Source organism: Gemella sp. GL1 (assembly GCF_013415365.1).
Taxonomy (GTDB): Bacteria; Bacillota; Bacilli; order Staphylococcales; family Gemellaceae; genus Gemelliphila.
Window position 1 is genome coordinate 230,776 of sequence record NZ_JACBYB010000021.1, and the last position, 24,879, is coordinate 255,654.

Sequence of the window (24,879 nt, forward strand, 5' to 3'; positions counted from 1 at the left end):
ATTTAAAGAACTACTACTTCAGCAGCTTGTGGTCCTCGGTTACCTTCTTCTACAGAAAATTCTACCTTGTCCCCTTCTTTAAGTGTTTTGAATCCTTCTTTTTTGATTGACGAGAAGTGCACGAAAACATCTTTTTCTCCTTCTACTTCAATAAATCCGAATCCTTTTTCTTCGTTAAACCATTTTACTGTACCTTGTTTCATACTATGGCCTCCTATTAAATTTATTATCAATTACTTGCTTAACATAACTTTTGCTTTTAGATAATAAATAAAATAAACGAAACTCACTTAAAAAACCTATACCTATATTACAATTATTAAATTATACTTTTATTGACTAATCATAATTATACACTAAATCTAGTCTACTTACAAATTATTTCCTCTCAGCCTCTTCAAGAACTTTCTTAATCTTCTTATTAAATTCTCTTCTAGGCATCATGATATTATTATCACACTTTAAACATTTTATTTTAATATCGGCCCCCATTCTTGTAATTCTCCACTTATTATTCCCACAAGGGTGCTGTTTTTTCATTTCAATAATATCATTTAATCCATATTCCATTATTTATTAACCTCCCTTATTCTCTCCTTAAATTCATCATAAAAATCCTGTCTTAATTGACTTTGTATTAAAGGTGCCTTACCTAACTTAGCTTTAACCATTATTTCTAAATAAGCCACCTCATTTTCAATCCTAGTTACATAATTTAAAACAATCTTTTCTTTTTTATAGAAATGTTTTTTATATTCATCTTTTTCATTAAGTTTTTCCAAAAGTTTTTTCACTTGTTCCTCCAGGTCAGCAAAATCACTTTCTAGAAATATAGGAAATTCAACCTTAGCTAAGTTATATGTCTGCGAATAATTAATTACCTGATTAATTGAGGAGTTAGGTATAAAATAGACTTCTCCTCCTGTAGATCTAATTTTAGTTGATCTAAGACCTAAGGCAAGTACATTTCCTTCTGCGATAAATGCTGCTTGATTAGAAATTTTCACATAATCACCAACAGCAAACTGATCTTCTACAATTAAGAAAAAACCTGTAATAATATCTCTCACTAAAGTCTGTGCACCAAAACCAATGGCTACAGAAACTATTCCGGCAGATGCTAAAATACCAGTTGTATTAATACCGAAAACAGAAAGAACCTGAATAATAGCAATAAAGTAAATAATGTAACTTAAGATAGACCTAACTAATTTATGAAAAGTAGCTGTCCTTTTAATATTGGTTTTAATAGAAAGTGTAAACTTATCATTAGCTTTTTTACTAGCTTCAAATAAATAGTCAACTATCCATAAAACTATTTTTATACTTAGCCAAGAAACAAATAAAATTATTACTACTGTTGCCAACTTATCAAAGAGCATCTTGTATAAGTCAGGGTTGCCTATATAAGACCAAATTTTATCTTTAAAATAATCCACCATATAACTAACCTAGTAAATCCACAATTCTTTGATATTCATCAATATCTTTAAACTCAATTTCTATTTTTCCACTATTATTTTTAGCCTGCTTTATATTGATACTCGTTCCTAATCTTTTCTTTAATCTTTCTTCTTCAGCTGCTATATATTCGTCTTTTTTAATTACCTTCTTAACTTTTGGTTTAGCTTCTTTTGCCAAATATTCCTCTAAAGCTCTTACTGACATTTTTTCTTTTACTAACTTATTAGCTACTAGTAGTAATTCATTTTTATCTTTAATTGATAATAATACTTTAGCATGTCCAGCACTGATTTTACCACTTGCTAACATCTCTTTAACTTCTAATGGCAAGTTTAGTAGTCTTAGTGTGTTAGCTACATAGGGTCTAGATTTACCTAATCTTTTAGCAAGTTCTTCTTGCTTAAGACCTAAATTTTCAATTAATTGCTGATAACTTGATGCCTCTTCCAACACTGATAAATCTTCACGTTGCAAGTTTTCCAATATAGCAAAGACCATCATATCCTCATCACTTATATCCTTAACTATTGCAGAAATTTTTTCAAGACCTAATTTCTGACTAGCACGATAACGACGTTCTCCAGCAATGATATAATATCCCGATAAAGTTTTCTTTAATATTATGGGTTGTAACAATCCATTTTTCTCAATAGATTCAGCTAATTCATCAATTTTATCTTGATCAAAAATTGTTCTAGGCTGATATGGATTCTTTTGAATTTTATCCAAACTAATTTCTAAAATTTTGTCATTTTCATTAATTTCTACTTTACTATTTTCTGTTTGAAAAATAGCACCTAGTCCTTTTCCTAGTCCTTTTCCTTTAGCCACGTGCAATCACCTCTTTCGCAAGTGATAAGTACTGCTTGGCACCTTTAGATGCCTTAGCATACTCAATAATTGGTTCTCCAAAACTCGGAGCCTCACTTAAACGTACTGTTCTAGCTATTACAGTTTCAAAAACCTTTTCCTTAAAATGATTTCTTACTTCTTCTGTTACTTGATTAGAAATATTAGTTCTAGCATCTGTCATAGTTAATAAAACTCCGTAAATATCTAAGTCAGAATTCAGATGCTTTCTAACAATAGAAAAAGTATTCATAAGTTGACTTAATCCCTCTAAGGCATAATACTCTGTTTGTACTGGAATAAGAACACCATGAGCTGCCGTTAATGAATTTAAGGTAATAAGCCCTAATGATGGAGGGCAATCTATGATTATATAATCATAATCTTCTTCTAATTCAGCAATAGCATTTTTCATTCTTTGTTCACGGCTGATTGCTGAAACTAATTCTACCTCTGCTCCTGCTAATGCTATACTAGAGGGTACTATATCAAGATTTTCATATGCTGTTTTTTTAATAACATTATTAATATTTTCTTCATCTACAAGAATATTATAGATAGATTTTTCTACATCATTCTTATCTATACCTATTCCACTAGTACCATTTGCTTGTGGATCTGTATCAATAATAAGAACTTTCTTTTTCAACTTAGCCAAAGATGCAGCTAAGTTTATAGATGTTGTAGTCTTTCCTACTCCACCCTTTTGATTACATACTGCCAAAACTTTCATAATTCACCTCTAAAATTTATATCTTGGAACCTTTATACTAATCTCAATATGATCCATTCCTTCACTTTCTTCCTTATCAAAACTAACATCATACTTTTCTTCTAATTTTCTTATCTCTTTTAATAGCTTGGCAACTATTTTTTGAGAATCGTACGTAATATCCATGTGTTTATCTTCATTTTTAAGTTCTAAATATTGATTAATCTTCTCCTCTGTTTGAAGAACATTTAGGTTTGCAACTAAAATTTGATTTAATATTTTTTCTTGTAGAGTGTGGTCTAACTTAACCATAGCCCTACCATGTCTTTCAGTAATTTTTTTTGAAGAAATGGCCTCTATTACTTTAGGGCATAACTTTAACAATCTTATTTTATTAGCAACGGTTGCCTGAGTTTTTCCCAAAGATTTTGCGAGTTCTCCTTGAGTTATATTATTAATCTCTAATAATCTTATATAAGCATTAGCTTCTTCAATAGGACTAAGTTCTTCTCTCTGAATATTCTCAATTAGGGCCAGTGTTGCCATTTGCTCATCAGTAAGTTCCTTAACTATGGCTTTAGTAGATACTTTCTCTAAACTTTGCAATGCACGGAATCTTCTCTCTCCAGCAATCAATTCAAAATAGCCATCACCTAGATCCCTAACAGTAATTGACTGGAGTAAACCATTTTGTTTTATAGATTCAGCAAGTTCTTTAATTTTTCCATCATCGAATTCACGTCTTGGTTGATATCTATTGGGAATAATTCTAGACAAGGCTATATCTTTGAGAATATCCTCGTCAGCAATACCTACTTTTTCTGCACGTCTACTTAAACTATATAATTTGTCAAACGGTTTAGCTGTGTCAGCCATTGCATTCATCCCCTTTATATTTTCTATTTTTAGAATACCATACTAAGGTTTACAAGTCAAAAATATTTCCCAATAAAATAAAGGATTGATTTCTTTATATTAAGCTAATTGTAAAGAATTATTTCCCAGAAAATAAAGAAAAAATATAATCGACTAAAAGTCGATTATATTTTAATATTACAGCAAGCTATAATCTCCATTTATTCGAACATATATTGCTTTGACATCTTCAAATTTTTTAAGACTTATTTGTATTTTTTGAGTTGACCTTTCAAATCCCAAATTTTTTGGTGTTTTATATATTCACTAATGCGTATTCTAATTGGCCTAAAGTTGTAATCTCAAAGGCTTTTGAATACTGACTATAAACTCCTATAATAGAATCTCCTGTATCCCAAGTTGATTTTGGATCTGTATTTAAAAACACCATCTTCTTAGCTCGCCTAGAAATAGCTCTATAAAATTCTTCTCCTGGATCTAGCCTATTATTTCTAGCATCTCCTACTACAATAACAATAGTATCCTTATTAATTTTACTTTGATAATCTTCCCAAAGCATTCTCAAAGGTCTTTGATAATCAGTATAGGCTCTCGCTGTTGGAATTCTTTTAAAGACATTGTCAATTGCTGTTTCTATCCTAGTCTCCTCCATAAGATCAGAAATATCGTATAGTCTATTTACAAAAGCATAAGCCTGCGTCCCACCTGCAAATACTTCTTTAAATGAATGTGCCAAAGTTAGAAGTATACTAGATGATGCAGAACAAGAATCTGACATATCTAATAATAATAGAAGATTAGCTTTAGATCTTTTCTTTTTCTCATACTCTAAGTGCAGAGGCTTACCACCTGTTTTACAAGCTGACTTAATAGTATTTTGAATCATTAATTTACGCCTTTCACCAGTCGATACTATACGTAAAAACTTAGTCTTGAAAGACTGCTTATTTTCCCTAATAAACTTACTTATTTCTGGAAGGTTTTCATGACTAATACTCAGCTTATGACTTCCCTGTCCTAGAGATTGCACGGCCCTATTGTTTTTATTTACAAAGTCTTGACTACGATCAACAGAATCTATATGTTCAATCTCTTTTAAAGTCTCTTCCAACTCTTCATCTAATTCCTTAGCTTGAATTTTTCTATTTTCCATTTCATTATTGATAAATTCTCTCTCCTTCTTGATCTCAGACATCAAGTTTTCCATTTCAGAAATTGATTGAAGTTTAGAATTCACATTCTCAAACTGAGCTAAATCACCATTAGATAAATGCTGTCTTCCCTCTTTTTCCAAATCTATCTTCATCTTCTTAAGTTCATTCTCATCCTTAGGAAGATCTTCTTCCTTAGCCTTGTCATCCAATTTTTTCTGAAGTTCAGCTTTCTTAGAGTTTTTCTCAAGCTCAGCACGATACTGTCCCGGGCTCTTCATAGCTTCTTTTTGTTCCTTGATTTTAGCAATTTTCTTTTCAAGATTAGCTAATTTTTCATTATTCTCAAAATATTCTTGAATTACATTAGAAAGTAAATTTTGCTGAGCCTGATTCTTAGCAAGGTGCAAGGCAAAAATCATAGCCATATCATCCGAACTTGTAAGATCTAAGTCCCAGTCAGAAATTGAACGCAAAATAGATAAAATTTGAGATTCTGTCGTTGCTATACCTTGTTTAGTTAGATATTCAGCCAATTTTGTTAATCTTTTAATCATAAGCATCACCTAATTAGTAAAACTATCAGACAATAATCTTTCAATCATTTTTCTATCTTTTTTATTCTTAGCGATTAAGTGAAGTGTATCTTCAACAGCATGCTGAGATAAAGCCTCTGCCCAAGTAATGGCCTCTGCTATAGATGGTTCTTGTCTTAGCTGAGCATCTCTGAACTTTTCCAAAGCTCCAGCAACATATTTTGCAATTTCTTGACTAACCTGTGTCTTTTGAAGAATAATTTCTTCATTTTCTTCTGCTGTCTTATTTTCAATGTATAGGTAAGAACAACGTCTTTTCAGTGGCTCTGATAATTCACGATAATTGTTTGATGTAATTATTACTATTGGTGGAACTTTGGCAGATACTGTTCCTAATTCTGGTATAGATATTTCATAATCTTCTAAAAATTCTAGTAAGGCATATTCAATTTCTTCTGATGATTTATCAACCTCATCTAGTAATAATACTGTTGCTTTTTCTGATTGAATAGACTCTAGTAGAGGCCTTGCAATTAAGAAATCTTCTCCATAAAAATTAATTTTTGATACTTGTTTTAAAGCTTCCTCTGGTGATTTGCCTTGAAGTTCCGACTCTAATGAAGCCTTGATTGCTTCAATTGATAATAATTGTTTTTGATAGTTATAGTCATAAATTAACTTATCTACCGTTAATCCTTCATAAAACTGTACACGTTTAAGTGGTAAGTCAAATGCTTCTGATATCGCCTTAGCTAAAGATGTTTTACCTGCACCCGGCGCACCTTCTAATATTAAAGGTTTCTTATGATCAATAGCTGAAAGTATAGCATAGTTAATTCTTTTATTTGAAATATATCCTACTGATTTTAATTTATCATTTAATTCTTGAATTTTCATTATTTGCTCCTTAAGTTATAAGTCACTAATATTATAGCATAGGTGCCTAAATAGATAAAAAATAAGCTACTAGGCACAAGATGCTTTTTAGTAATAATATATTTATCCAAAGTAAATTATAATTTTTTACTATATAAAAAGTTACTAAAAAAGAGCATTAATTAATGCTCTTTAATGAATATTTTTATCAAATAAATTTGTATGAAGAAATAATCATTTTTATAACTTAAAATATATACTTAGAGTGTATAGTTAACAAATTATAGAAACCTTCTATAATTTCTCTTATTTGTTTAAATTTAGCTACTATCCTCTTTTGCTCTGTGGTGGTAGAGGGATTAATATATCTCTTATCTTTTTTGTTTAATGTTTTCCCCATTGTAGCATTAGTGTGCTCTGTTAAATTAGAAAAATATGGTAATATTATTTTTAAATATTTTTTAATCAATTGTTTATATCCTTCCTTGCCATAGAAATCAATAAACTATTCATTAAAAAGACTAGATGTATTACATATTTTAAAAATATTCGCCACGCATGAAAAGAATTACAGCTTTTATTTTATATGATATAATTAGTCTGTTACTTTTCACTAAACTTGTAACAGAGGGAGGTGAATATATGCTATCATTTCTAGTTACCCTACCAAGTTCTATTATGGTAAATGTTATTTCATATTACATTTGTAAATGGTTGGATAGAACTTTAAAAAGTAACCAGCCTTGAAAAAGAAAAAGACAGGATTGCCGTCCTGTCTTTTTTATATATGCTATTTTCTAGTTAACTTTATGTTTACATTGTATCATCTGGAATAAAATAAGTCAATATTTAGATTTTATAAAAAATTTTTCTATTACAACAGCTTTTACTAATATAAGTATAAAAATAGTATATAACTAATTACTTACAAAATCTATATATTATTCCACAAATATACTGCTTCACATTAAGTTTTTTATTAAAATTTAACTATAAGAGAAGACCATAAATTTCACTCCTTCTTCTAGCTAAACCAAGGCAGTATATAGATATATTTTATCCAATTATATAATATCCATAAAAGTATGATGCATACAAGTAACATAAATAAAATATATATTCCTGATAATAGAAAGGATAACATGTAGTAGCAAATTCTTAAAAATTTATATATATTATTAGCCATATTCTTACTTCCTTAGCAATTCCTTCAATTTTTTATCTCTCCTCTTATTTTTGTAATTAATTCAAGATAAGCTGCTAAAAAATTTATCTACTTGCAGTTTCTCAGCATTTCTGGCAATAGTTTCTAAAATTTTTAATTTTTCTGGAAAAATCTCAAAATTTGAGTTCATACTTTACCCTTTCAATATGATATAATTATCATCATTATAACATAATTTTTTAAATAAAACCTGTTAATACCGTATACTCTAAAAATTTAATTCATAATTTTAAAATTACAATCTATTCATAAGACATTATCTAAAATAAAAAGACAGCTTATAAGCTGTCTTTCTCATTATTTTATTAAATCGCTATAAAAGAACATAAAATAAATATTCTCTATCTAATCTATTTAGGAATTTGCCTTAACTTAGTCAATTGTTCAAAACTATAGGCTAGTTTTAACACATTAGCATCATCTCCCGCTTTTCCAAAGAAAGTAGCTCCTACTGGTGCATTATTAATCAAACCAAATGGAATACTTACTTCTGGAGCTCCTGCACCTGCTGCTAAGCTTGCTATATTATTATCTTTAAATACTAATACATCAAACTTATTATCGTCTATTGTTTTATTTAAAATATCCTTAGATAAATTAATAATATCTTCTACTCTTTTATCATCTCTTTTGGGATTTAAAGAATTTTCTAAATATGTTTGCCCATACTTCATTCGAACTTCTTTATCTTCCTTATTAAAGGCCACTAGTTCATCTAAAGATTTAATAGGAGCATTATAAGTCTCTAAATAATGGTTTAAGTCTTTTTTAAAATCATTACTTAGAATAAATTCTAAATCAATTTTTGAAATATCCACTTCTACTATATCTACTTCTGCACCAAATTCTCTTAACTTCTCTGTCAAAGCTTTATCAAAAGCATCATCAGATTTTACAACACCTACTTTTTTTCCTTTAAGAGCATCTTTATTTAGTTCAATCTCTATCTTTTTATCAGTTATAGCGTTATATGTTAGAAGAGCGTCCTCAACTGTTTTGGTAATAGGCCCTACCGTATCTAGGGAATAAGTAATCGGAATAACTCCTTCCCCACTAACATTTCCACGACTTGGTTTATAACCTACTACTGAATTTATACTTGCGGGAGCAACAATTGACCCTGCTGTTTCTGTTCCTAAGCTACTCACCGCCATGTCTGTTGCCATGGCTACCGCACTACCAGAACTCGATCCTAGTGGGCTTAATACCAAAGGATTGAATGGATTGGTTGTCTGACCTTTTTTAGAACTATAACCGCTTGGATTTTTCTGACTCATATAATAAGACATTTCAGATAAATTTGTTTTACCTAAAATAATCGCTCCATTTTCAATTAATTTATCAACAACAGGAGCATTCTTATTTGGAATAAAATCTTTTAAAGCATAAGATCCTGCACTGGTTGGCATATTATTTGTATTAATATTTTCTTTTAATAATACTGGTATTCCTGCAAGCGGTCTATCATCTCTATTCTCGTCAAATACTTTTGCCTCTTCCATTGCCCCTTCATTGATTTCACTAACTCTATATCTATTCCTACTAATTGTTTATCAATAGCATCTATAATTTTATCGTTTCTATAAGAAATTTTTTCTTCTTTAGCCTGCAATAAAGATTGTATATAATAATAAAAACCAACTCCCCCTATAAGAACAATAAGAGATGTAATTCCTAAAATCCACAATATTATTTTTTTCATTTATCTACTAACCTTTCTTTTTAATTAATACAATATAAAACTTAAATAGTTGGCAAAAATACTTATTAAAACATGTCCATCACTATAATATAAAAATAATTTTTATTTTTTCATAATCACTTATATACTTACTTCTATTTCTTTCCAATTTATAAAATTGACTTAAACAAATACAACAACTTTCTACTAACTTCTTCAGAGTCATCATCAATCAATCAATATATATGTATCTATTGTAGCATAGATTACATAATCTAAAAGGATAGTGAGTAATTTTCTTACTCACTATCCTTTTAATATAGTCTTATGTATAACTCTTTATATACCATACTATAATTTATTAAGTTCAATGTATCAACTAGTCATATTTTTATTGAATTTACCCTACACTTAATCTTATAAATTATAACTTATCAATAAATTATCTTATAACTTCTACTTTTAAGAAGTTAGTTGTTCCTACAGATGAAGCATCTTTATTTACTGGAATACCCCCAGTAATGATGATTTCATCTCCAGATTTAGCATATCCTGACTCTTTAGCGATTGTTGCTGCTGTTTCTAACATTTCATCTGTTGTTTCAACTTGTTTAGAAACTTTAGCTTCAACTCCCCATACTAGAGATAATCCACGAGCTACCTTTTCATTTGGAGTAACTGCTAAAACTAATGAATTTGGACGATATTTAGAGATTAATCTAGCTGTGTTTCCAGACTCTGTATAAGTTACGATAGTGTGTAAATCTAAGTTGTGAGCTATGTAACCTACTGACATACCGATAGCATTTGTCACATTGTGCTCTTTAGTTTTCTTAGCACGTGATTTTAAGATTGAAGAATAATCTTGAGTTGCTTCAGCTCTCTCAGCAATTGTAGCCATTGTTTCTACAGATTCTACTGGATAAGTACCTGCAGCTGATTCTCCAGACAACATAATTGCGTCAGTTCCATCAAATACCGCATTAGCAACGTCAGATACTTCGGCACGTGTTGGACGTGGGTTCTTTTGCATAGAATCTAACATTTGAGTTGCTGTGATAACAAATTTTCCAGCTTTATTACACATTTTAATAATGTTTTTTTGCATTAGAGGCACTTCCTCAGCTGGTACTTCAACACCAAGGTCACCACGAGCAATCATAATTCCGTCAGATACTTCTAAAATTGCTTCCATATTATCAATTGCTTCTTGACATTCAATTTTCGGAACAATTTGAATGTGCTCACATCCTTCTTCTTTAAGAATACGTCTTACCTCTAATACATTTTCTTTAGTACGTACGAATGAAGCAGCGATAAAATCAACACCTTGTTTACACCCAAAACGAATATCTTGCTCATCTTTTTCAGTAATTCCCGGTAGTTTTGTTGAAACTCCTGGTACGTTAACACCTTTTTTATTTTTTAGTATTCCACCATTTTGGACTGTAGTGTAGATTAATCCAGCTTCTACATCTACCTTATTAACTAAAAGACCGATTAATCCATCATCTAATAAGATTGTATCTCCAGTCTTAACATCGTGTACTAATTCTGAGTAAGTAATAGAGAACATTTCTGGTGTTCCTAATACTTCTTTCATAGACACAATAATGTCGTTACCTTTTACAAGTTCGATTTCACCATTTTCCATTTCATGAGTTCTGATTTCTGGACCTTTAGTATCTAAAAGTATTGCCAAATTAGTTCCAGTTTCCTCACGTACTTCTTTAATTCTAGCAATTCTATCTGCATGTTCTTCATAACTTCCATGAGAGAAATTTAGACGAGTCACATTCATTCCTAACTCAACCATTTTTGTTAATGTTTCTTTAGCTTCTGAAGCTGGACCTATTGTACAAATAATTTTTGTTTTTTTATTCATTGTTAACCTCTCAAATTTTATTTATTATATTCCTAATTGTTTTGATACTTCACATAAGTTTAAATCAATTTCATGTTCAGTAGCATTGAAGATGTCTTCGAAATCAGTTGTAACTAACTTATTATCTCTAATTCCAACTGCTTTACCTGAAATACCTTCCATTAATAAATCTACAGCATAGTTTCCTAAACGTGAAGCAAGAACTCTATCCATAGCTGATGGAGAACCACCACGCTGAACATGCCCTAGTGTTGTATAACGAGATTCTAATCCGAATTGCTCTTTCAGTTTATTCGATAACTCTGCTCCAGACATTACACCTTCAGCTAATACGATAATAGAGTGTTTTTTACCACGCTTCTCTGCATTGTTTACACGTTCCATAACTTGCTCTAGTGTATCTTTTTGTTCTGGAATCATTACTGACTCCGCTCCACCAGCAATACCTGCGAATAAAGCTAAATCTCCAGCATGGCGTCCCATTACCTCGATAACAAATACTCTATCGTGACTTGATGCAGTATCACGTATTTTATCGATTGATTCAATAATTGTATTTAAAGCTGTATCGAATCCAATAGTAAAGTCTGTTCCGTAAATATCATTATCAATAGTCCCCGGAATACCTATAGTTTTTATATTCATTTCTTGGCTAAGTTTTGTGGCACCTTTGTAAGATCCATCTCCACCTATAACTACTAAACCTTCAATACCTATCTCTTCTAAATTTTTAATGGCTTCCTTTCTTACTTCTGGATCAGCAAATTCTGGAAGACGAGCAGATCCTAAGAAAGTTCCTCCTCGGTTAATGATATTTCCTACATCACCAACTTCTAATTTTTTAATGTTTCCTTCAAGCATTCCTTTATAACCTTGGTATATACCATATACCTCTATTCCATTATAAATAGCTGTTCTTACTACTGCACGAGCAGCAGCATTCATTCCTGGAGCATCTCCACCACTTGTTAAAACTGCAATCTTTTTCATTTCAAATTACCTCTTAATCGAATCTTATTCTTTTAAAATTTGACTATATACAGAATAACACACTTTCACAAAAATTTCTAGTGTAAAAGTGTGTTTTTTGTTATTTTTTGTTTGTTTTATTTTTATAGTTAAACTGTCTTATAGCTTATCTTAATGCTATTCCCTTCGAATTTATTTAAATATTCACGAACAAAGAAATGTTCGTTTTTTACTATAAATGTTTTATTATAACTTTGGTTTTTTTGATTAAATAAGTGTACATTCCCTTTATTTGACGGATGTAAAGCGCGTTGCAAAAATTTTTTATTTTTTTCATTGACAAGAACAGATATCTGTTTGATATTAGATAAACAATAATTTTCATAACTTTCAAAATCCGTAATTTTTTCTAAAATATAAGATATTTTACCTTCTCTAACTTGCTGTTTTATACTTATTACTAAAAAAGAATTATTTTTCAAATATAATCTAGCATACTTATATGTATCTGGAAAAACTGTAATCTCATAGTCCTCATTTCCATCATTTACAGATAAAAATGCCATAGCATCCCCTTTTTTAGTTTTAATTTCTTTAACAGAGACAATTTCTACATAAACATCTACATTTTTTTTAGAAATATATTCCAAGGGTAGATATGAATATTCTTCCTTCTTTACTTGTACCGGATGTTTTAAAAAGTAAGTTCCTGTCGCTTCTTTTTCCATACTTATTTTTTCCAGTAAAGAAAAATCTTCAACTTCTTCCACTTTAATAGTTAAACTTGATAAAGAATTTATAGCAAATCTTATATCTCCCACATTTCCTCTAGCGTCTTCATAATAATTTTTCACTTTATTTAAAAGTGTTGCTCTATTATAAGCAAAACAATCTAAGGCCCCAGATTTAACTAGAAAATTTGCCGCTTGGTAATCCAACTTTTTATCTAATCTTCTTAAAAAATCATCTATATCTAAAAACTTACCATACTTATCTCTTTCATTAACAATAGAAACTGCTGTCATATATCCCACATGCTTAATAGCTAATAAAGCAAAAGATATTCCCTTTCTTACTACAGAAAATTTCACATCTGATTCATTTACATTTGGACTTAACAAGCTTATTTTATTTCTATTGAGTTCACTCTTGTATTCATTAATTTTAGAAACATCACTTATTACGTTATTTAAAAGCTCTGTCATAAAATATTTTTTGTGATATGTTTTCAAATAAGCAAGCTTATAGGCTAACATAGAGTATACAACTGCATGAGACTTATTAAAACCATATTCAGCAAAGGTTACTATTTGTTCATATAGTTTACTGGCTATATTGGCATCCTGTCCCTTAGCGACAGCTTTTTCAATAAAGATTTTTCCATATTCTTGTAATTTTAGTCTATCCTTTTTGGACACAGCCTTTCTCATTGTATCCGCTTGGTTAAGTGTCATCCCTGCAAAAGCTACTGCTATTTGCATGATTTGTTCTTGATAAACTATAATTCCATAAGTCTCTTTTAGGATAGTTTCTAATACTGGATGAAGATAACTTACTTTCTCCTTACCATGTTTTCTAGCAATATATGAAGCCACGTACTTCATGGGGCCCGGTCTGTATAAGGAAGTTATGGCATAAATATCCTTAAATTCAGTCGGCTTAAGCTCTCTTAACCAAGCCCTTAATCCTCTATTTTCAAATTGAAAAATACCTTCTGTATCTCCCTTTGTAAATAATTTATATACATTTTGGTCGTCATAAGAAACTTTATCAATATCAAAATCGGGATTCTCTTTCCTTATATCTTTAGAAATATTTTCTAACATAGTTAAATATTTTATACCTAGAAAATCTATCTTCAATAAGCCTACATATTCTAGATCATCCATAGTCCACTGACTTAAATTTCTAGTAATATTAGCCTTTTCTAAAGCTATATAATCTGATATCATGTCTTGTCCAGAAATTATCAATCCTGCTGCATGAACTGATTTATTTTTAGGTAAGTTTTCTATTGATTTAGCCACAGAAAACCAATATTGGTGTTGTTTGCTAGCATTCACAAATTCTTTTAGTTCTTTAGATTCCTCATAGGACTCTGTAAGACTCCTTCTTGATGAAACATTTTTAGAAATAAAATCCAATTTTTTTTGATGAAAATTGAATATTCTAGCCGTTTCCCTAGCTGCTGCCTTAGCTTGAAAACTACCAAATACTATTATCTGTGCGACCCTATCTACACCATATTTTTCTTCCACATATTTAATTACTTCATCTCGTCTTGTATCTTGAAAATCAATATCAATATCCGGCATAGATATTCTATCTTTATTTAAAAATCTTTCAAATAGTAGATTATATTTGATAGGATCAGCCTGAGTAATACCTAAAAGATAACACACAAGAGATCCTGCCGCAGAACCACGGCCATAACCCACAACTATAGATTGTGATTTAGCATATTTAACAAAATCTTGAACTATTAAGAAGTAATCCTCAAAGCCCATTTCTTGTATTACTTTTAGTTCCTTCTCCAATCTCTTTATATACAAGTCTAATGGTCTCTTTATCTTTTCCTTAAGACTTTGAACACAAAGATATTTCAAATAGTCATAAGTTGAATATTGTTCAAATGCTCTCTCCTCTTCTGAATAGATATACTTAGGTAATTGATAAGAACTAAAGTCTAATTCATAATTACAAGACCTAATTAAATCCTCTTGCCTATTCATGGCAAAAATCATCGTCTCTTTTTCCGATGGATTATCTATATCAACTATTATTTTTTTGAAATCTTCTTGTTTTTTTACAAAGTTTGGCCCACTGCTTATATGCAAATCTTCTATTTTCAACTTTTTATTATTAGCTATAGCTCTAACTACAAGACTAGTTTTATAATCTTCATCATCAAGGTAATAGGCAGGACTTGCATACACTATATTATTTAAACCTTTGTATACTTGATAAAAAGATTTTTCTGTATATGAAAAATAATGTTCAAATTCGGCTAGAAGCTGGGATAAATTTTCTATACTCTGCCTACTATTTAAGTCTGTATTTACTAAAATCACACAATCTTCTCTATAATCTAATAAATCATTTAATAAATCTTCAAAATAAATAGTCTTATCCTGAATTTGAATGTCACTAGATATCTTTAATAATTTATAAAACATCCTCCTACTTTTAGCAATTAAGGAGATATTCAAAAAATTTAAATCATAGTCTACTTTAACATTTAAAGAATGAATTATTTTTATTCCATATTTCTTTGCAAGTCTATAAGTCTTAATAGCTGCGTACATATTGGGATCTGATATTATAAGAGCCTGCTGATTATCATCCTTTAATTTCTCATACAATTTATCTAAAGATATTGTTGAATTTAATAAATCGTAAGCTGTATGAATTTGCATATTATAAAAAGTCATTTGATTACCTCCTTAACCATTAGTTTTTTTAATTATACTATAAATAAATAAGTATTTAAAAATAAAAAAGAGATTGGCCAAACCAATCTCCTATCCACAACAATTATCAGACGTATAAATAAAATCTCCTTTTGTTGCTTTTTCTTCTTTTAAGAATCTATATTGTCTCAACTCATTACAGCCTGTAAAATGAATAGTATCTATTTCACCAATTCTAAAGTTTCCTTCTTCATCAATTAAATCATTATCAACTAATCTATTAGTTATATCTGCTACAAAGTGTGTATATCCATGATGATCATAACAATGAACTACTTTACATTCTAAAGTTAAAAAACAATCATCAATTACAGGAGCATCAATGGTCTTAGCAATTTCATAAGTAAGATCTGCTTGCTGTAACTTATTATGACCAGAGAAGAATCCACATACCTCTACCTCACCTAATAATTTATCACTAGGCACATTAAGTGTAAATTCTCCATATTTTTTTATATTAGCAGCTGAATGACTTTCAGATTTAACGCCTATTGTTAATGTATCTTTCAGTGAATATGATGATGATATTGTTGTTGCATTATACTTAAATCTATCATCCTTATATCCTAGTAAAACCACAGGAAATCCATAGTATAATTTATCCGTGTTTATTTCTAATTTTTCTTTAACGTACATTCTATTTTCCTACTTGTGCTACAAAAACTAATTGTCTGTCTGTAGACAAGTTCCTCTCCAGTTTATAATTTTCAAATTTTATCTTTTTTATTTCTTCAAAACTCTCTATATTATTCTTAACTAGATATGTTAAAAACTTCCCTCTTGCTTTTTTAGAAATTGTAGAATGACTCTTTCTCACTCCAGCTTTCTCTTCCATAAAAATTACTTTAATAAATTTATTTCTAATTTCTTTAGAGAAAACTTCTTCAAACTCATTGGATAATAAAGAAATTATAAAGTCTTCTCCTTCTAAAAATAAATCATATTCTGGACGCCACAGTTTTTTTAATGAATTATCTTCAACTTTGATATTTTGTAAAAAATCTAGTCTATGTTCAGAGATTTCATCAAAAACATTGATAATTCCGTAAAAAGATGAAGTAATAAATACATTTTTAATAAAATATTCTCTTTCAGTCTTTGTCAAAATCTCTCTTTTTATATTTCTATACATCAATCCATCAAAAAGATTTAAGGCACTATATGACTTAGCTGTTTTATTGGCTATTTCTTGCCATCTTCTCACTTCTTTTTCAGCTTGATCTTCTTTGATTTTATAGAGTTTTGCCAAGCTTTGACTATCTAATTTCCTCAATTCCTGTAAAATACCCCTACTTATATTACCCAGATCCTTACCAGACTTAGCCTTACTTTTTGTGGACATTTCTTTAGCTGTAGGTATCAATATTTTCATGAAAATCACCCTAAATTTTGCTATATCTTATTACCTATTATTATATAAATTTATTTTTTTTTCAATTAATTTGCTGTTTACAATTAATTTATATCCTAAATTCTTTAAAATTGAAATTACTTACATTTTTTCTTATAATAAGATTATATATTATATTAGGAGGGAATTTATATGACATTCAAATTACCAGAATTACAATATGCTTATGATGCCTTAGAACCAGTCATCGATGCAAAAACTATGGAGATTCATCACTCTAAACATCATGCTGCTTATGTTAACAACTTAAACGCAGCTCTTGCTAAATATCCAGAATTAGACTTTAAATGTCCTACTAAATTACTAAAATCAATAGATACTATTCCAGCTGACATTAAACAAGCTGTAATCAACAATGCAGGTGGACACTTAAATCACCTTCTATTTTGGAAATTATTAACTACTCCAGACACTTCTGTTTACGATGGGGAAATTAAAGAAAAAATTGATGCTGACTTAGGTGGATATGACAAGTTCTTAGAATTATTTACTGCAGCTGCGACAAGTCGTTTCGGTTCAGGATGGGCTTGGCTAGTTCTTAACGCCCAAGGGAAACTAGAAGTACTTTCTACTCCTAACCAAGACTCTCCAGTCTTAGATGGAAAATCGCCATTATTAGGATTAGATGTTTGGGAGCACGCTTACTACTTAAACTATCAAAACCGTCGTCCAGAATACATTAAAGAATTCTTCCGTGTTATTAACTGGGAGTATGTGAACGAAAGATTAAAAAAATCAATCGAAATGGATGGCTGCGATAGATAATACAATAAAAAACTTGCTGACTAAAAGTCAACAAGTTTTTTTATTATATTTCAAATTTTTTAGCAAGTTCCTCTTTTTCTACATCTGAGTTAAGTAGTACCAATAATTTTAATCTTGCTTTTTGTCCAGAAAGTCCTGTAGTGAATATTACACCATCTTGTTTAAATCTCTTTCCTCCACCAGCATAATCATAGACATCACGAGTTACTCCATTAAAAGCTCTTGAAACAAAAACTACTATCATTCCTTCTTCAATACATCTTTTAATGGATTCTTCTGTAGCAGGTGGTAAGTTACCAGAACCCAAAGCTTCTATTACTAATCCATCTGCCCCTAGTTTTTTAATTGCATCAATTAATTCTCCATCCATACCTGCATAGGATTTCAGTAAATGTACTTTTTTGTCCAACCTTTTAGTTTTATACGTTTCTTTTCTTAAAAATTTTTGAAAGAAAATAACATCACTCTTAGATACCAAAGCTATTGGTCCAAATGTTGGTGTCTGAAATGTTGCTACATTTGTAGTATGAGTTTTAGTTACATAAGCAGCTGCATGAACTTCATCATTCATAACTACAAGCACTCCGTAGTTTTTAGCTTCTTCCGAGGCCGCAACTAATAGTGCCGATCTTAAGTTGGCTAGTCCATCAGATCCTATTTCATTAGAAGAACGCATTGCACCAGTAATTACTACAGGTATTTTTATATCTAAAGTTAAATCTAGAAAATAAGCCGTCTCTTCTAATGTATCTGTTCCGTGAGTCACGACTACTCCATCGTATCTTTCTATTTCAGCTTTTTCTATTCTTTGCCTTAATCCATCCATCTCTTTTATTGTAATGTGAGGTGATGGTAGATGATATAATTCTTCTACTATTACATCAGCAATATAAGAAAAAATTGAATCACTTTGATTTATAGGATTTTCACTTGATGGAGATACTTTTCCTGTCCCTCTATCTTCACTCATCGAGATAGTTCCACCTGTATTAATTAATAAAATTTTCTTTTTCATTTTATCTACCACTCCTTTATGAATTCCTATAAATTTTAGCATATAAAAAATATATGAGCAAGATTTTTTGTTAATTAATAAAAAATTAATCTTCTAATATAAAAACCAACCTATTTCTAGGTTGATTTTTTCAAAATATTTTATTTTTTTAGTGTAGAGATATTTAACTCTAATAATTGTTCCAAGTCTACTGGAGATGGTGCTTCTGTTAATAGACAAGATGCGTTTGCTGTTTTTGGAAAGGCAATTGTATCTCTTAGATTATCACGACCTGCAAGTAGCATTACAAATCTATCTAATCCTAATGCTGCTCCTCCATGTGGTGGCACTCCGTACTCAAATGCATCCAATAAGAAACCAAATTGTTCTTGTGCCGATTCTTCTGTAAATCCTAATGCTTTAAGCATAGACTGTTGAACTTCCTTGTCGTAAATACGCATTGATCCACCACCTAATTCATATCCATTTAATACAATATCATAAGCTTGTGCATATGCTTTTTCCGGTGCTGTTTCTAATAATGGAATATCTTCAACTTTAGGCATTGTAAATGGATGATGTGCTGCTGAATATTTTCCGCTTTCTTCATCAAATTCTAATAAAGGCCAGTTAACAACCCATAAATAGTTAAATTTATTAGGATCTATTAAGTCTAAGTCACGAGCAAGCTTTTGTCGTAAAGCTCCTAATGAGGCATAGCAGACTTTCTTAGAATCTGCCGCAAATAAGATTACATCTCCTACTTCCGCTTCTACTCTCTCTACTAGTTCTGCCGCTACTGCTTCTGTAAAGAACTTAGAAATTGGTCCATTAAGTCCTTCTTCGGTAACTTTTAACCAAGCAAGTCCCTTAGCTCCGTAGTTTGCAACATACTCTCCAAGTGCCTCCATATCTTTACGAGAGTACTTATCCGCAATTCCCTTAGCAACAATAGCCTTAACAGCTCCTCCTTGCTCTATTGCATTTGAAAATACTTTGAAATCTACATTGGCAACTAATTCAGAAACATCCTTCAATTCCATACCAAATCGAGTATCTGGTTTATCCGAACCAAATCTTTCCATAGCTATATCATAGTCTATTCTTTCAAATGGAGTCTTAACTTCGATTCCCTTAACTTCTTTCATTACATGAGCAATTAATCCTTCAACCATCTCGATAATTTCATCTTGCGACATGAAGGACATTTCCATATCAATTTGAGTAAAGTCTGGTTGACGATCCGCACGTAAATCCTCATCACGGAAACAACGAGCAATTTGGTAATATCTATCAAATCCTGCAACCATTAGTAATTGTTTAAATAATTGTGGTGATTGTGGAAGCGCATAAAACTCTCCAGCATGTACACGACTAGGCACTAGATAATCACGTGCCCCTTCAGGTGTTGATTTTGTTAATATTGGTGTTTCTACATCTGTAAATAAATGCTTATCTAAATAATCACGTGTTGCTTTTGTAATTTTTGAACGTAAGTGAATTACATCTGCAAGTTCAGAACGACGTAAATCTAAATAACGATATTTCATTCTTAACTCTTCACTTGACAATGTTGAATCATCCAATACAAATGGTAAAGTTTTTGATTCTGCTAAAATTTCAATTTTCTCAACAATTAGTTCCACTTTACCAGAACGAATTTTATCATTTTGAGTTCTTTCACTACGAGCGACAACTTCTCCTTCTACCGATACTACATATTCATTTCTAATCATATCTGCAATCTTGTGAGCTTCTGGATTTTTTTCCCCAGATATAACACATTGCACAACTCCCATTCTGTCTCTAACATCAATAAAAACTAGATTTCCTAAGTCACGACGTTTTCCTACCCATCCTTTAACTGTTACTTTTTGTCCTACATATCTTTCATCAATAAGACCTGCATAATCACTTCTTCCGTATGCTGACATAATTTTATTCTCCTCTTAATTGTTTTTCTAAATATAACTCTAAATCTGCTAAAGATACTTCTTCTTGGCTAAAGTTAGCCATATCTTTTACTAATAACTTGTCTTCTTCAATCTCTTTATCTCCAATAATAATTGTATACCTAGCCTTATATCTATCTGCCAATTTCATTTGAGACTTCATCTTCTTATCAAAATAATCACTTTGAACTTTAAAGCCTGCTAGACGTAAGTCATTAGTTAACTTGACAGCATAATCTGTTGCTTTCCCCATAAAAACTATAAACAAATCTATTCCATCATCTAAAGGTAAAGTAATATTCTCACTCTCTAAGGCCAATAATAGACGCTCAATACTTAAGGCGAAACCAATACCTTTTTCTCCTTCAGGTCCCCCAAGCATTTCCACAAGACCATTGTAACGACCACCACCACAAAGTGTTTTAAGTTCTACTTCTGGATTATCTATCATAATTTCAAAAGCTGTGTGAGTATAGTAATCAAGTCCCCTAACAAGATTAGGATCTACTTCATACTTAACTTCTAGGCTATCTAGATACTTTGTAACTTCATCAAAATAAGCACGCGACTTTTCTCCAAGGTAATCTAATAACTTAGGAGCTGTAGTAATTTCTTCACGTCCTGCATCAATCTTACAGTCTAGAATACGCATTGGATTTTTTTGAATCCTTATCTTACAATCTGAACAAAATTCTTCAATATTTGTTTCAAAGTGCTTAACCATAGCATCATTATATGCTTGTCTTTCACTCGGATTACCCAATGAATTAATTGCTACTTTTATATTTTCAATACCAAATGAGCGATAAATATTGTAGGCTAGTGAAATTACCTCAGCATCAATCATAGGTGATTCCTCTCCAACTACCTCCACTCCATACTGTACAAATTGACGATAACGACCTTTTTGTTTACGTTCATAACGAAACATAGGTCCAATATAAAATAACTTTTGTGGTTTAATTGTTTCTGCGAAAAGTTTATTCTCAATATAAGAACGAACTGTTCCTGCTGTTCCCTCTGGCCTTAAAGTTAGAGATCTATCACTCTTATCTAAGAATGTATACATTTCCTTAGAAACTATATCCGTAGTTTCTCCAACACCTCTTGCAAATAATTCCGTTGATTCAAACATAGGTGTTCTAATTTCTTCATAACAGAAATTATTTGATAATTCTCTTAATTTGTTTTCTATATATTGCCATTTTCTTGATTCAACAGGTAAAATATCCTGTGTTCCTCTTGGCACACTTATTATATTATTCATCATTAATCCTCTTTATTTACTATACATTTACAAATTTAATCTCAAAACATCCACTAAACTGGAAATTTTATACTATTTTCTTCTTAAAAGCATTCTTTAAACAATTTTAATTTAAATAAATAATTATATGTGAAAAATTGTCCAAAGAATATTAAAAGTCCCGTACAAGTATCTCTACTTATACGGGACGTGATTATATACGTGGTGCCACCCTTATTCATACTGCTATTACAATCTTATTATAAACAGTACCTCATAATTAGGTATTCAATTTTACAATAAAGTGTTCAGTATATCAATATTACTATTAGGTCTTTCAGCCGCTGAACCTAACTCTCTGAAAATAATGTTTTCTAATATACAAGCTTTATCATTACTAATAAATATTATAATAAATTTATATATTTGTCAATAAGAAAGAGATTAGCAAATTTTACTAATCTCTTTTTTAAAAATTATTTTTTAGATGTGAATAATGAACCTAAGGCCCCAAACAATCCTTTTTTCTTTTCTTCAACTTTCTCAGTCACATCAGATTCTACAGTTTCCAAGTCTGTTTTTAACTTATCAGTTAATGATTCCTCTTCTTGTAAACCTGCTCTACTTAAAATTTCTTCTTTGGCTACTACTAGCTTATCTTCTACTTGAGATTTTAGTTTCTCAGCCGGCCCTGTAACTAATCCAGTTGATTCTCCTAATTCTGCTTTCAAGTCATCAGCAGATAAATTAGCAAGATCTTCTTTTAGAGAAGCCGCCTCCTCTAATTTAGCTTGAGCTGATTCATCTCCTGAAACTAGCGATTTAATTTTTCCAAAAATTGAGTCACTTGTTTCTTCTTCAGCAGGAGTATACATTTCTACTTCTAGATCTTCATACTCTTCTAGATTAGCTTCACTTAAATCAAATGAATGAAGAACATCTGAATCTTCTTGTTCCGCTCTAATTTGAGCCTCTAATTCAGCAATTTCTCTATCTAACCTAGCTAATTCATCTTCCTCTTCTAAAGAAAATTCTCCTATATCCAAGTCAATTTCTTCATTTACAAATTCAGACTTAACTCCTTCTACAAATGAATTTGATTCTTCTTTTACTTCCGAAAACATATCTTCTTCTTTTTCTTTAAGTTCTTCTGCTTTATCTGCTGCCAGCTCTGTCTTTTCTTCTGCAAAACCTTTGGCATCTTCTACTTTTTCTTCTGTACTTTCCTTAACTTCCGTAAATTTGTCTTCTGTTTTTTCTACAAGTTCTTCTACTTTTCCTGTCGCTGCTTCTGCCTTTTCTTCCACAAATTCTTTTGCATCTGCTAGCTTGTCTTCTGCACTTTCCTTAACTTCAGCAAACTTATCTTCTGTTTTTTCTGTGATCTCTTCAGTTTTATCCGCTGCCAACTCTGTCTTTTCTTCCGCAAAACCTTTGACATCTTCTACTTTTTCTTCTGCACTTTCTTTTACTTCAGTAAACTTATCTTCTGTTTTTTCTACAAGTTCTTCTGCTTTTCCTGTCGCTGCTTCTGCCTTTTCTTGTACGAAATCTTTTGCATCTTCTACTTTTTCTTCTGTACTTTCCTTAACTTCAGTAAACTTATCTTCTGTTTTTTCTGCAAGTTCTTCTACTTTTCCTGTCGCTGCTTCTGCCTTTTCTTGTACGAAATCTTTTGCATCTTCTACTTTTTCTTCTGTACTTTCCTTAACTTCAGCAAACTTATCTTCTGCTTTTTCTGCAAGTTCTTCTGCTTTTCCTGTCGCTGCTTCTGCCTTTTCTTGTACGAAATCTTTTGCATCTTCTACTTTTTCTTCTGTACTTTCCTTAACTTCAGCAAACTTATCTTCTGTTTTTTCTGCAAGCTCTTCTACTTTTCCTGTCTCTGCTTCTGCCTTCTCTTGTACAAAATCTTTTGCATCTGCTAGTTTTTCTTCTGCTTTTTCTGCAAGTTCTTCTGCTTTAGCTGAATCTTCTCCTGCTTTACCTGCTAATGCAGTTCCAGCTGCCGCTACTCCGCCTACTGCTGCAGCTCCCGCTAGCAAAGCTGCTTTAGACAAACCTGATTTTTCTTCAGATAATTCTTTTAATTCTTCTGCTTTTTCTGCTGCCAGCTCTGCCTTTTCTTCCGCAAAACCTTTGGCATCTTCTAGATTTTCTTCTGCACTTTCTTTTACTTTAGTAAACTTATCTTCAGTTTTTTCTTTCAGCTCTTCTACTTTTTCTGTTGCTGCTTCTGTCTTTTCTTCCGCAAAATCTTTTGCATCTTCCACTTTTTCTTCTGCTTTTTCTTTTAAATTTAATTCTTCATCTTTAGGTTCAAAAGCAGATAATAAAGAATCTAGTTTTTCATCCTTAACTTCCACTTTAATTCCTTTTTCTTCAACTAAATCTAAAGATTCTTCTAAATCATCTGAATTAAAAACTTCTGTTTCAGTTTTATTTACCTTATCTAAAAGTTTTTTTGCATTCTCTAAAACTAATTCTTTATGCTTTTGTGCTTCTTTTGGATTTTTGTAGTAATATGCACCTAATGCTGATACAGCCCCTAATAAAAATCCTTTAGTTAATTTTCCCATTTTATATCCTCCTAAAATTCAATTTTAAATATATTTTAACAAATTTTCTAAAAATTGTAAAGTGTTACAAATATAAAAATAGTCCTTAAATTCCACTAGCTACGGTCTACTTATATAGTATTTAAAATATTATCTATACCAATATTATTAAAAATTAGAAATTCAACATCTGGGTCTTCTAGTCATGGATATTACTTGATTCTTTGTCACTCCATTAAAAAATTATACTAAACAAAAA

21 protein-coding genes are annotated in these 24,879 nt (G+C 30.7%); 1 reads left to right on the forward strand and 20 read right to left on the reverse strand.

Going from position 1 to position 24,879, the window contains the following annotated elements; all coding sequences use genetic code 11:
• Positions 1 to 2: 2 nt before the first annotated feature.
• The 16 genes from HZY82_RS06220 to yaaA form a co-directional block, all read right to left on the reverse strand.
• Positions 3 to 203: a cold-shock protein gene (locus tag HZY82_RS06220; protein WP_135156291.1), complete on the reverse strand. Its 201-nt coding sequence runs from the start codon at positions 201 to 203 to the stop codon at positions 3 to 5.
• Between the two features lie 175 nt (positions 204 to 378).
• The gene (locus HZY82_RS06225) at positions 379 to 570 is read right to left on the reverse strand and encodes a DUF951 domain-containing protein (protein WP_179939043.1); all 192 of its coding nucleotides are present in this window, start codon (positions 568 to 570) and stop codon (positions 379 to 381) included.
• Positions 570 to 1,442 (reverse strand): mechanosensitive ion channel family protein, encoded by an 873-nt coding sequence (locus tag HZY82_RS06230; protein WP_135156289.1) that lies wholly within the window; start codon positions 1,440 to 1,442, stop codon positions 570 to 572. Before HZY82_RS06230 ends, HZY82_RS06225 begins: the two co-directional genes overlap by 1 nt.
• Before the next feature lie 4 nt (positions 1,443 to 1,446).
• Positions 1,447 to 2,295 carry a ParB/RepB/Spo0J family partition protein gene (locus HZY82_RS06235; RefSeq protein ID WP_135156288.1) on the reverse strand — a complete coding sequence of 283 codons (849 nt, stop codon included), beginning with the start codon at positions 2,293 to 2,295 and terminating at the stop codon, positions 1,447 to 1,449.
• A complete protein-coding gene (locus HZY82_RS06240) occupies positions 2,288 to 3,049 on the reverse strand; it encodes a ParA family protein (RefSeq protein ID WP_179939077.1) in 762 nt (253 codons plus the stop codon). The genes HZY82_RS06235 and HZY82_RS06240 overlap by 8 nt, the downstream gene beginning before the upstream one ends.
• 6 nt (positions 3,050 to 3,055) lie before the next feature.
• On the reverse strand, positions 3,056 to 3,901 hold the full coding sequence (locus HZY82_RS06245; protein ID WP_228098257.1) for a ParB/RepB/Spo0J family partition protein: 846 nt from the start codon (positions 3,899 to 3,901) through the stop codon (positions 3,056 to 3,058).
• 295 nt (positions 3,902 to 4,196) lie between these two features.
• Positions 4,197 to 5,609: a VWA domain-containing protein gene (locus tag HZY82_RS06250; RefSeq protein ID WP_179939045.1), complete on the reverse strand. Its 1,413-nt coding sequence runs from the start codon at positions 5,607 to 5,609 to the stop codon at positions 4,197 to 4,199.
• Positions 5,610 to 5,618: 9 nt separating this feature from the next.
• Positions 5,619 to 6,485, reverse strand: a complete 867-nt coding sequence (locus HZY82_RS06255) for an AAA family ATPase (protein ID WP_135156285.1) — start codon at positions 6,483 to 6,485, stop codon at positions 5,619 to 5,621.
• 226 nt (positions 6,486 to 6,711) lie between these two features.
• A complete protein-coding gene (locus HZY82_RS06260; protein ID WP_179939047.1) occupies positions 6,712 to 6,933 on the reverse strand; it encodes a restriction endonuclease subunit S domain-containing protein in 222 nt (73 codons plus the stop codon).
• 1,106 nt (positions 6,934 to 8,039) lie between these two features.
• Positions 8,040 to 9,191 (reverse strand): amidase family protein, encoded by a 1,152-nt coding sequence (locus tag HZY82_RS06265; protein ID WP_218925262.1) that lies wholly within the window; start codon positions 9,189 to 9,191, stop codon positions 8,040 to 8,042.
• On the reverse strand, positions 9,122 to 9,391 hold the full coding sequence (locus tag HZY82_RS06570; RefSeq protein WP_218925263.1) for a hypothetical protein: 270 nt from the start codon (positions 9,389 to 9,391) through the stop codon (positions 9,122 to 9,124). The genes HZY82_RS06265 and HZY82_RS06570 overlap by 70 nt, the downstream gene beginning before the upstream one ends.
• A gap of 421 nt (positions 9,392 to 9,812) precedes the next feature.
• Positions 9,813 to 11,255 carry a pyruvate kinase gene (gene pyk / locus HZY82_RS06270; RefSeq protein WP_135156282.1) on the reverse strand — a complete coding sequence of 481 codons (1,443 nt, stop codon included), beginning with the start codon at positions 11,253 to 11,255 and terminating at the stop codon, positions 9,813 to 9,815.
• 24 nt (positions 11,256 to 11,279) lie between these two features.
• Positions 11,280 to 12,245: a 6-phosphofructokinase gene (pfkA, locus tag HZY82_RS06275; protein ID WP_135156281.1), complete on the reverse strand. Its 966-nt coding sequence runs from the start codon at positions 12,243 to 12,245 to the stop codon at positions 11,280 to 11,282.
• Between the two features lie 128 nt (positions 12,246 to 12,373).
• A complete protein-coding gene (locus tag HZY82_RS06280; protein ID WP_179939049.1) occupies positions 12,374 to 15,655 on the reverse strand; it encodes a DNA polymerase III subunit alpha in 3,282 nt (1,093 codons plus the stop codon).
• A gap of 90 nt (positions 15,656 to 15,745) precedes the next feature.
• Positions 15,746 to 16,330, reverse strand: a complete 585-nt coding sequence (locus tag HZY82_RS06285) for a flavin reductase family protein (RefSeq protein ID WP_135156279.1) — start codon at positions 16,328 to 16,330, stop codon at positions 15,746 to 15,748.
• A gap of 1 nt (position 16,331) precedes the next feature.
• Entirely contained in the window at positions 16,332 to 17,066 is a 735-nt protein-coding gene (gene yaaA / locus HZY82_RS06290; protein WP_179939051.1) for a peroxide stress protein YaaA, read from the reverse strand.
• A gap of 171 nt (positions 17,067 to 17,237) precedes the next feature.
• Here yaaA and HZY82_RS06295 point away from each other — a divergent pair, with 171 nt between their 5' ends.
• On the forward strand, positions 17,238 to 17,870 hold the full coding sequence (locus HZY82_RS06295; RefSeq protein ID WP_179939053.1) for a superoxide dismutase: 633 nt from the start codon (positions 17,238 to 17,240) through the stop codon (positions 17,868 to 17,870).
• Positions 17,871 to 17,913: 43 nt separating this feature from the next.
• On the opposite strand, the gene HZY82_RS06300 is transcribed toward HZY82_RS06295, so the two are convergent.
• From HZY82_RS06300 to HZY82_RS06315, 4 genes are all read right to left on the reverse strand, one after another.
• Positions 17,914 to 18,885 carry an asparaginase gene (locus HZY82_RS06300; protein WP_209304971.1) on the reverse strand — a complete coding sequence of 324 codons (972 nt, stop codon included), beginning with the start codon at positions 18,883 to 18,885 and terminating at the stop codon, positions 17,914 to 17,916.
• 140 nt (positions 18,886 to 19,025) lie between these two features.
• Positions 19,026 to 20,798: an aspartate--tRNA ligase gene (aspS, locus tag HZY82_RS06305; protein ID WP_135156275.1), complete on the reverse strand. Its 1,773-nt coding sequence runs from the start codon at positions 20,796 to 20,798 to the stop codon at positions 19,026 to 19,028.
• Between the two features lie 4 nt (positions 20,799 to 20,802).
• The gene (gene hisS, locus HZY82_RS06310; RefSeq protein WP_368667373.1) at positions 20,803 to 22,074 is read right to left on the reverse strand and encodes a histidine--tRNA ligase; all 1,272 of its coding nucleotides are present in this window, start codon (positions 22,072 to 22,074) and stop codon (positions 20,803 to 20,805) included.
• Positions 22,075 to 22,538: 464 nt separating this feature from the next.
• Positions 22,539 to 24,641: a hypothetical protein gene (locus tag HZY82_RS06315; protein WP_135156273.1), complete on the reverse strand. Its 2,103-nt coding sequence runs from the start codon at positions 24,639 to 24,641 to the stop codon at positions 22,539 to 22,541.
• Positions 24,642 to 24,879: the final 238 nt, after the last annotated feature.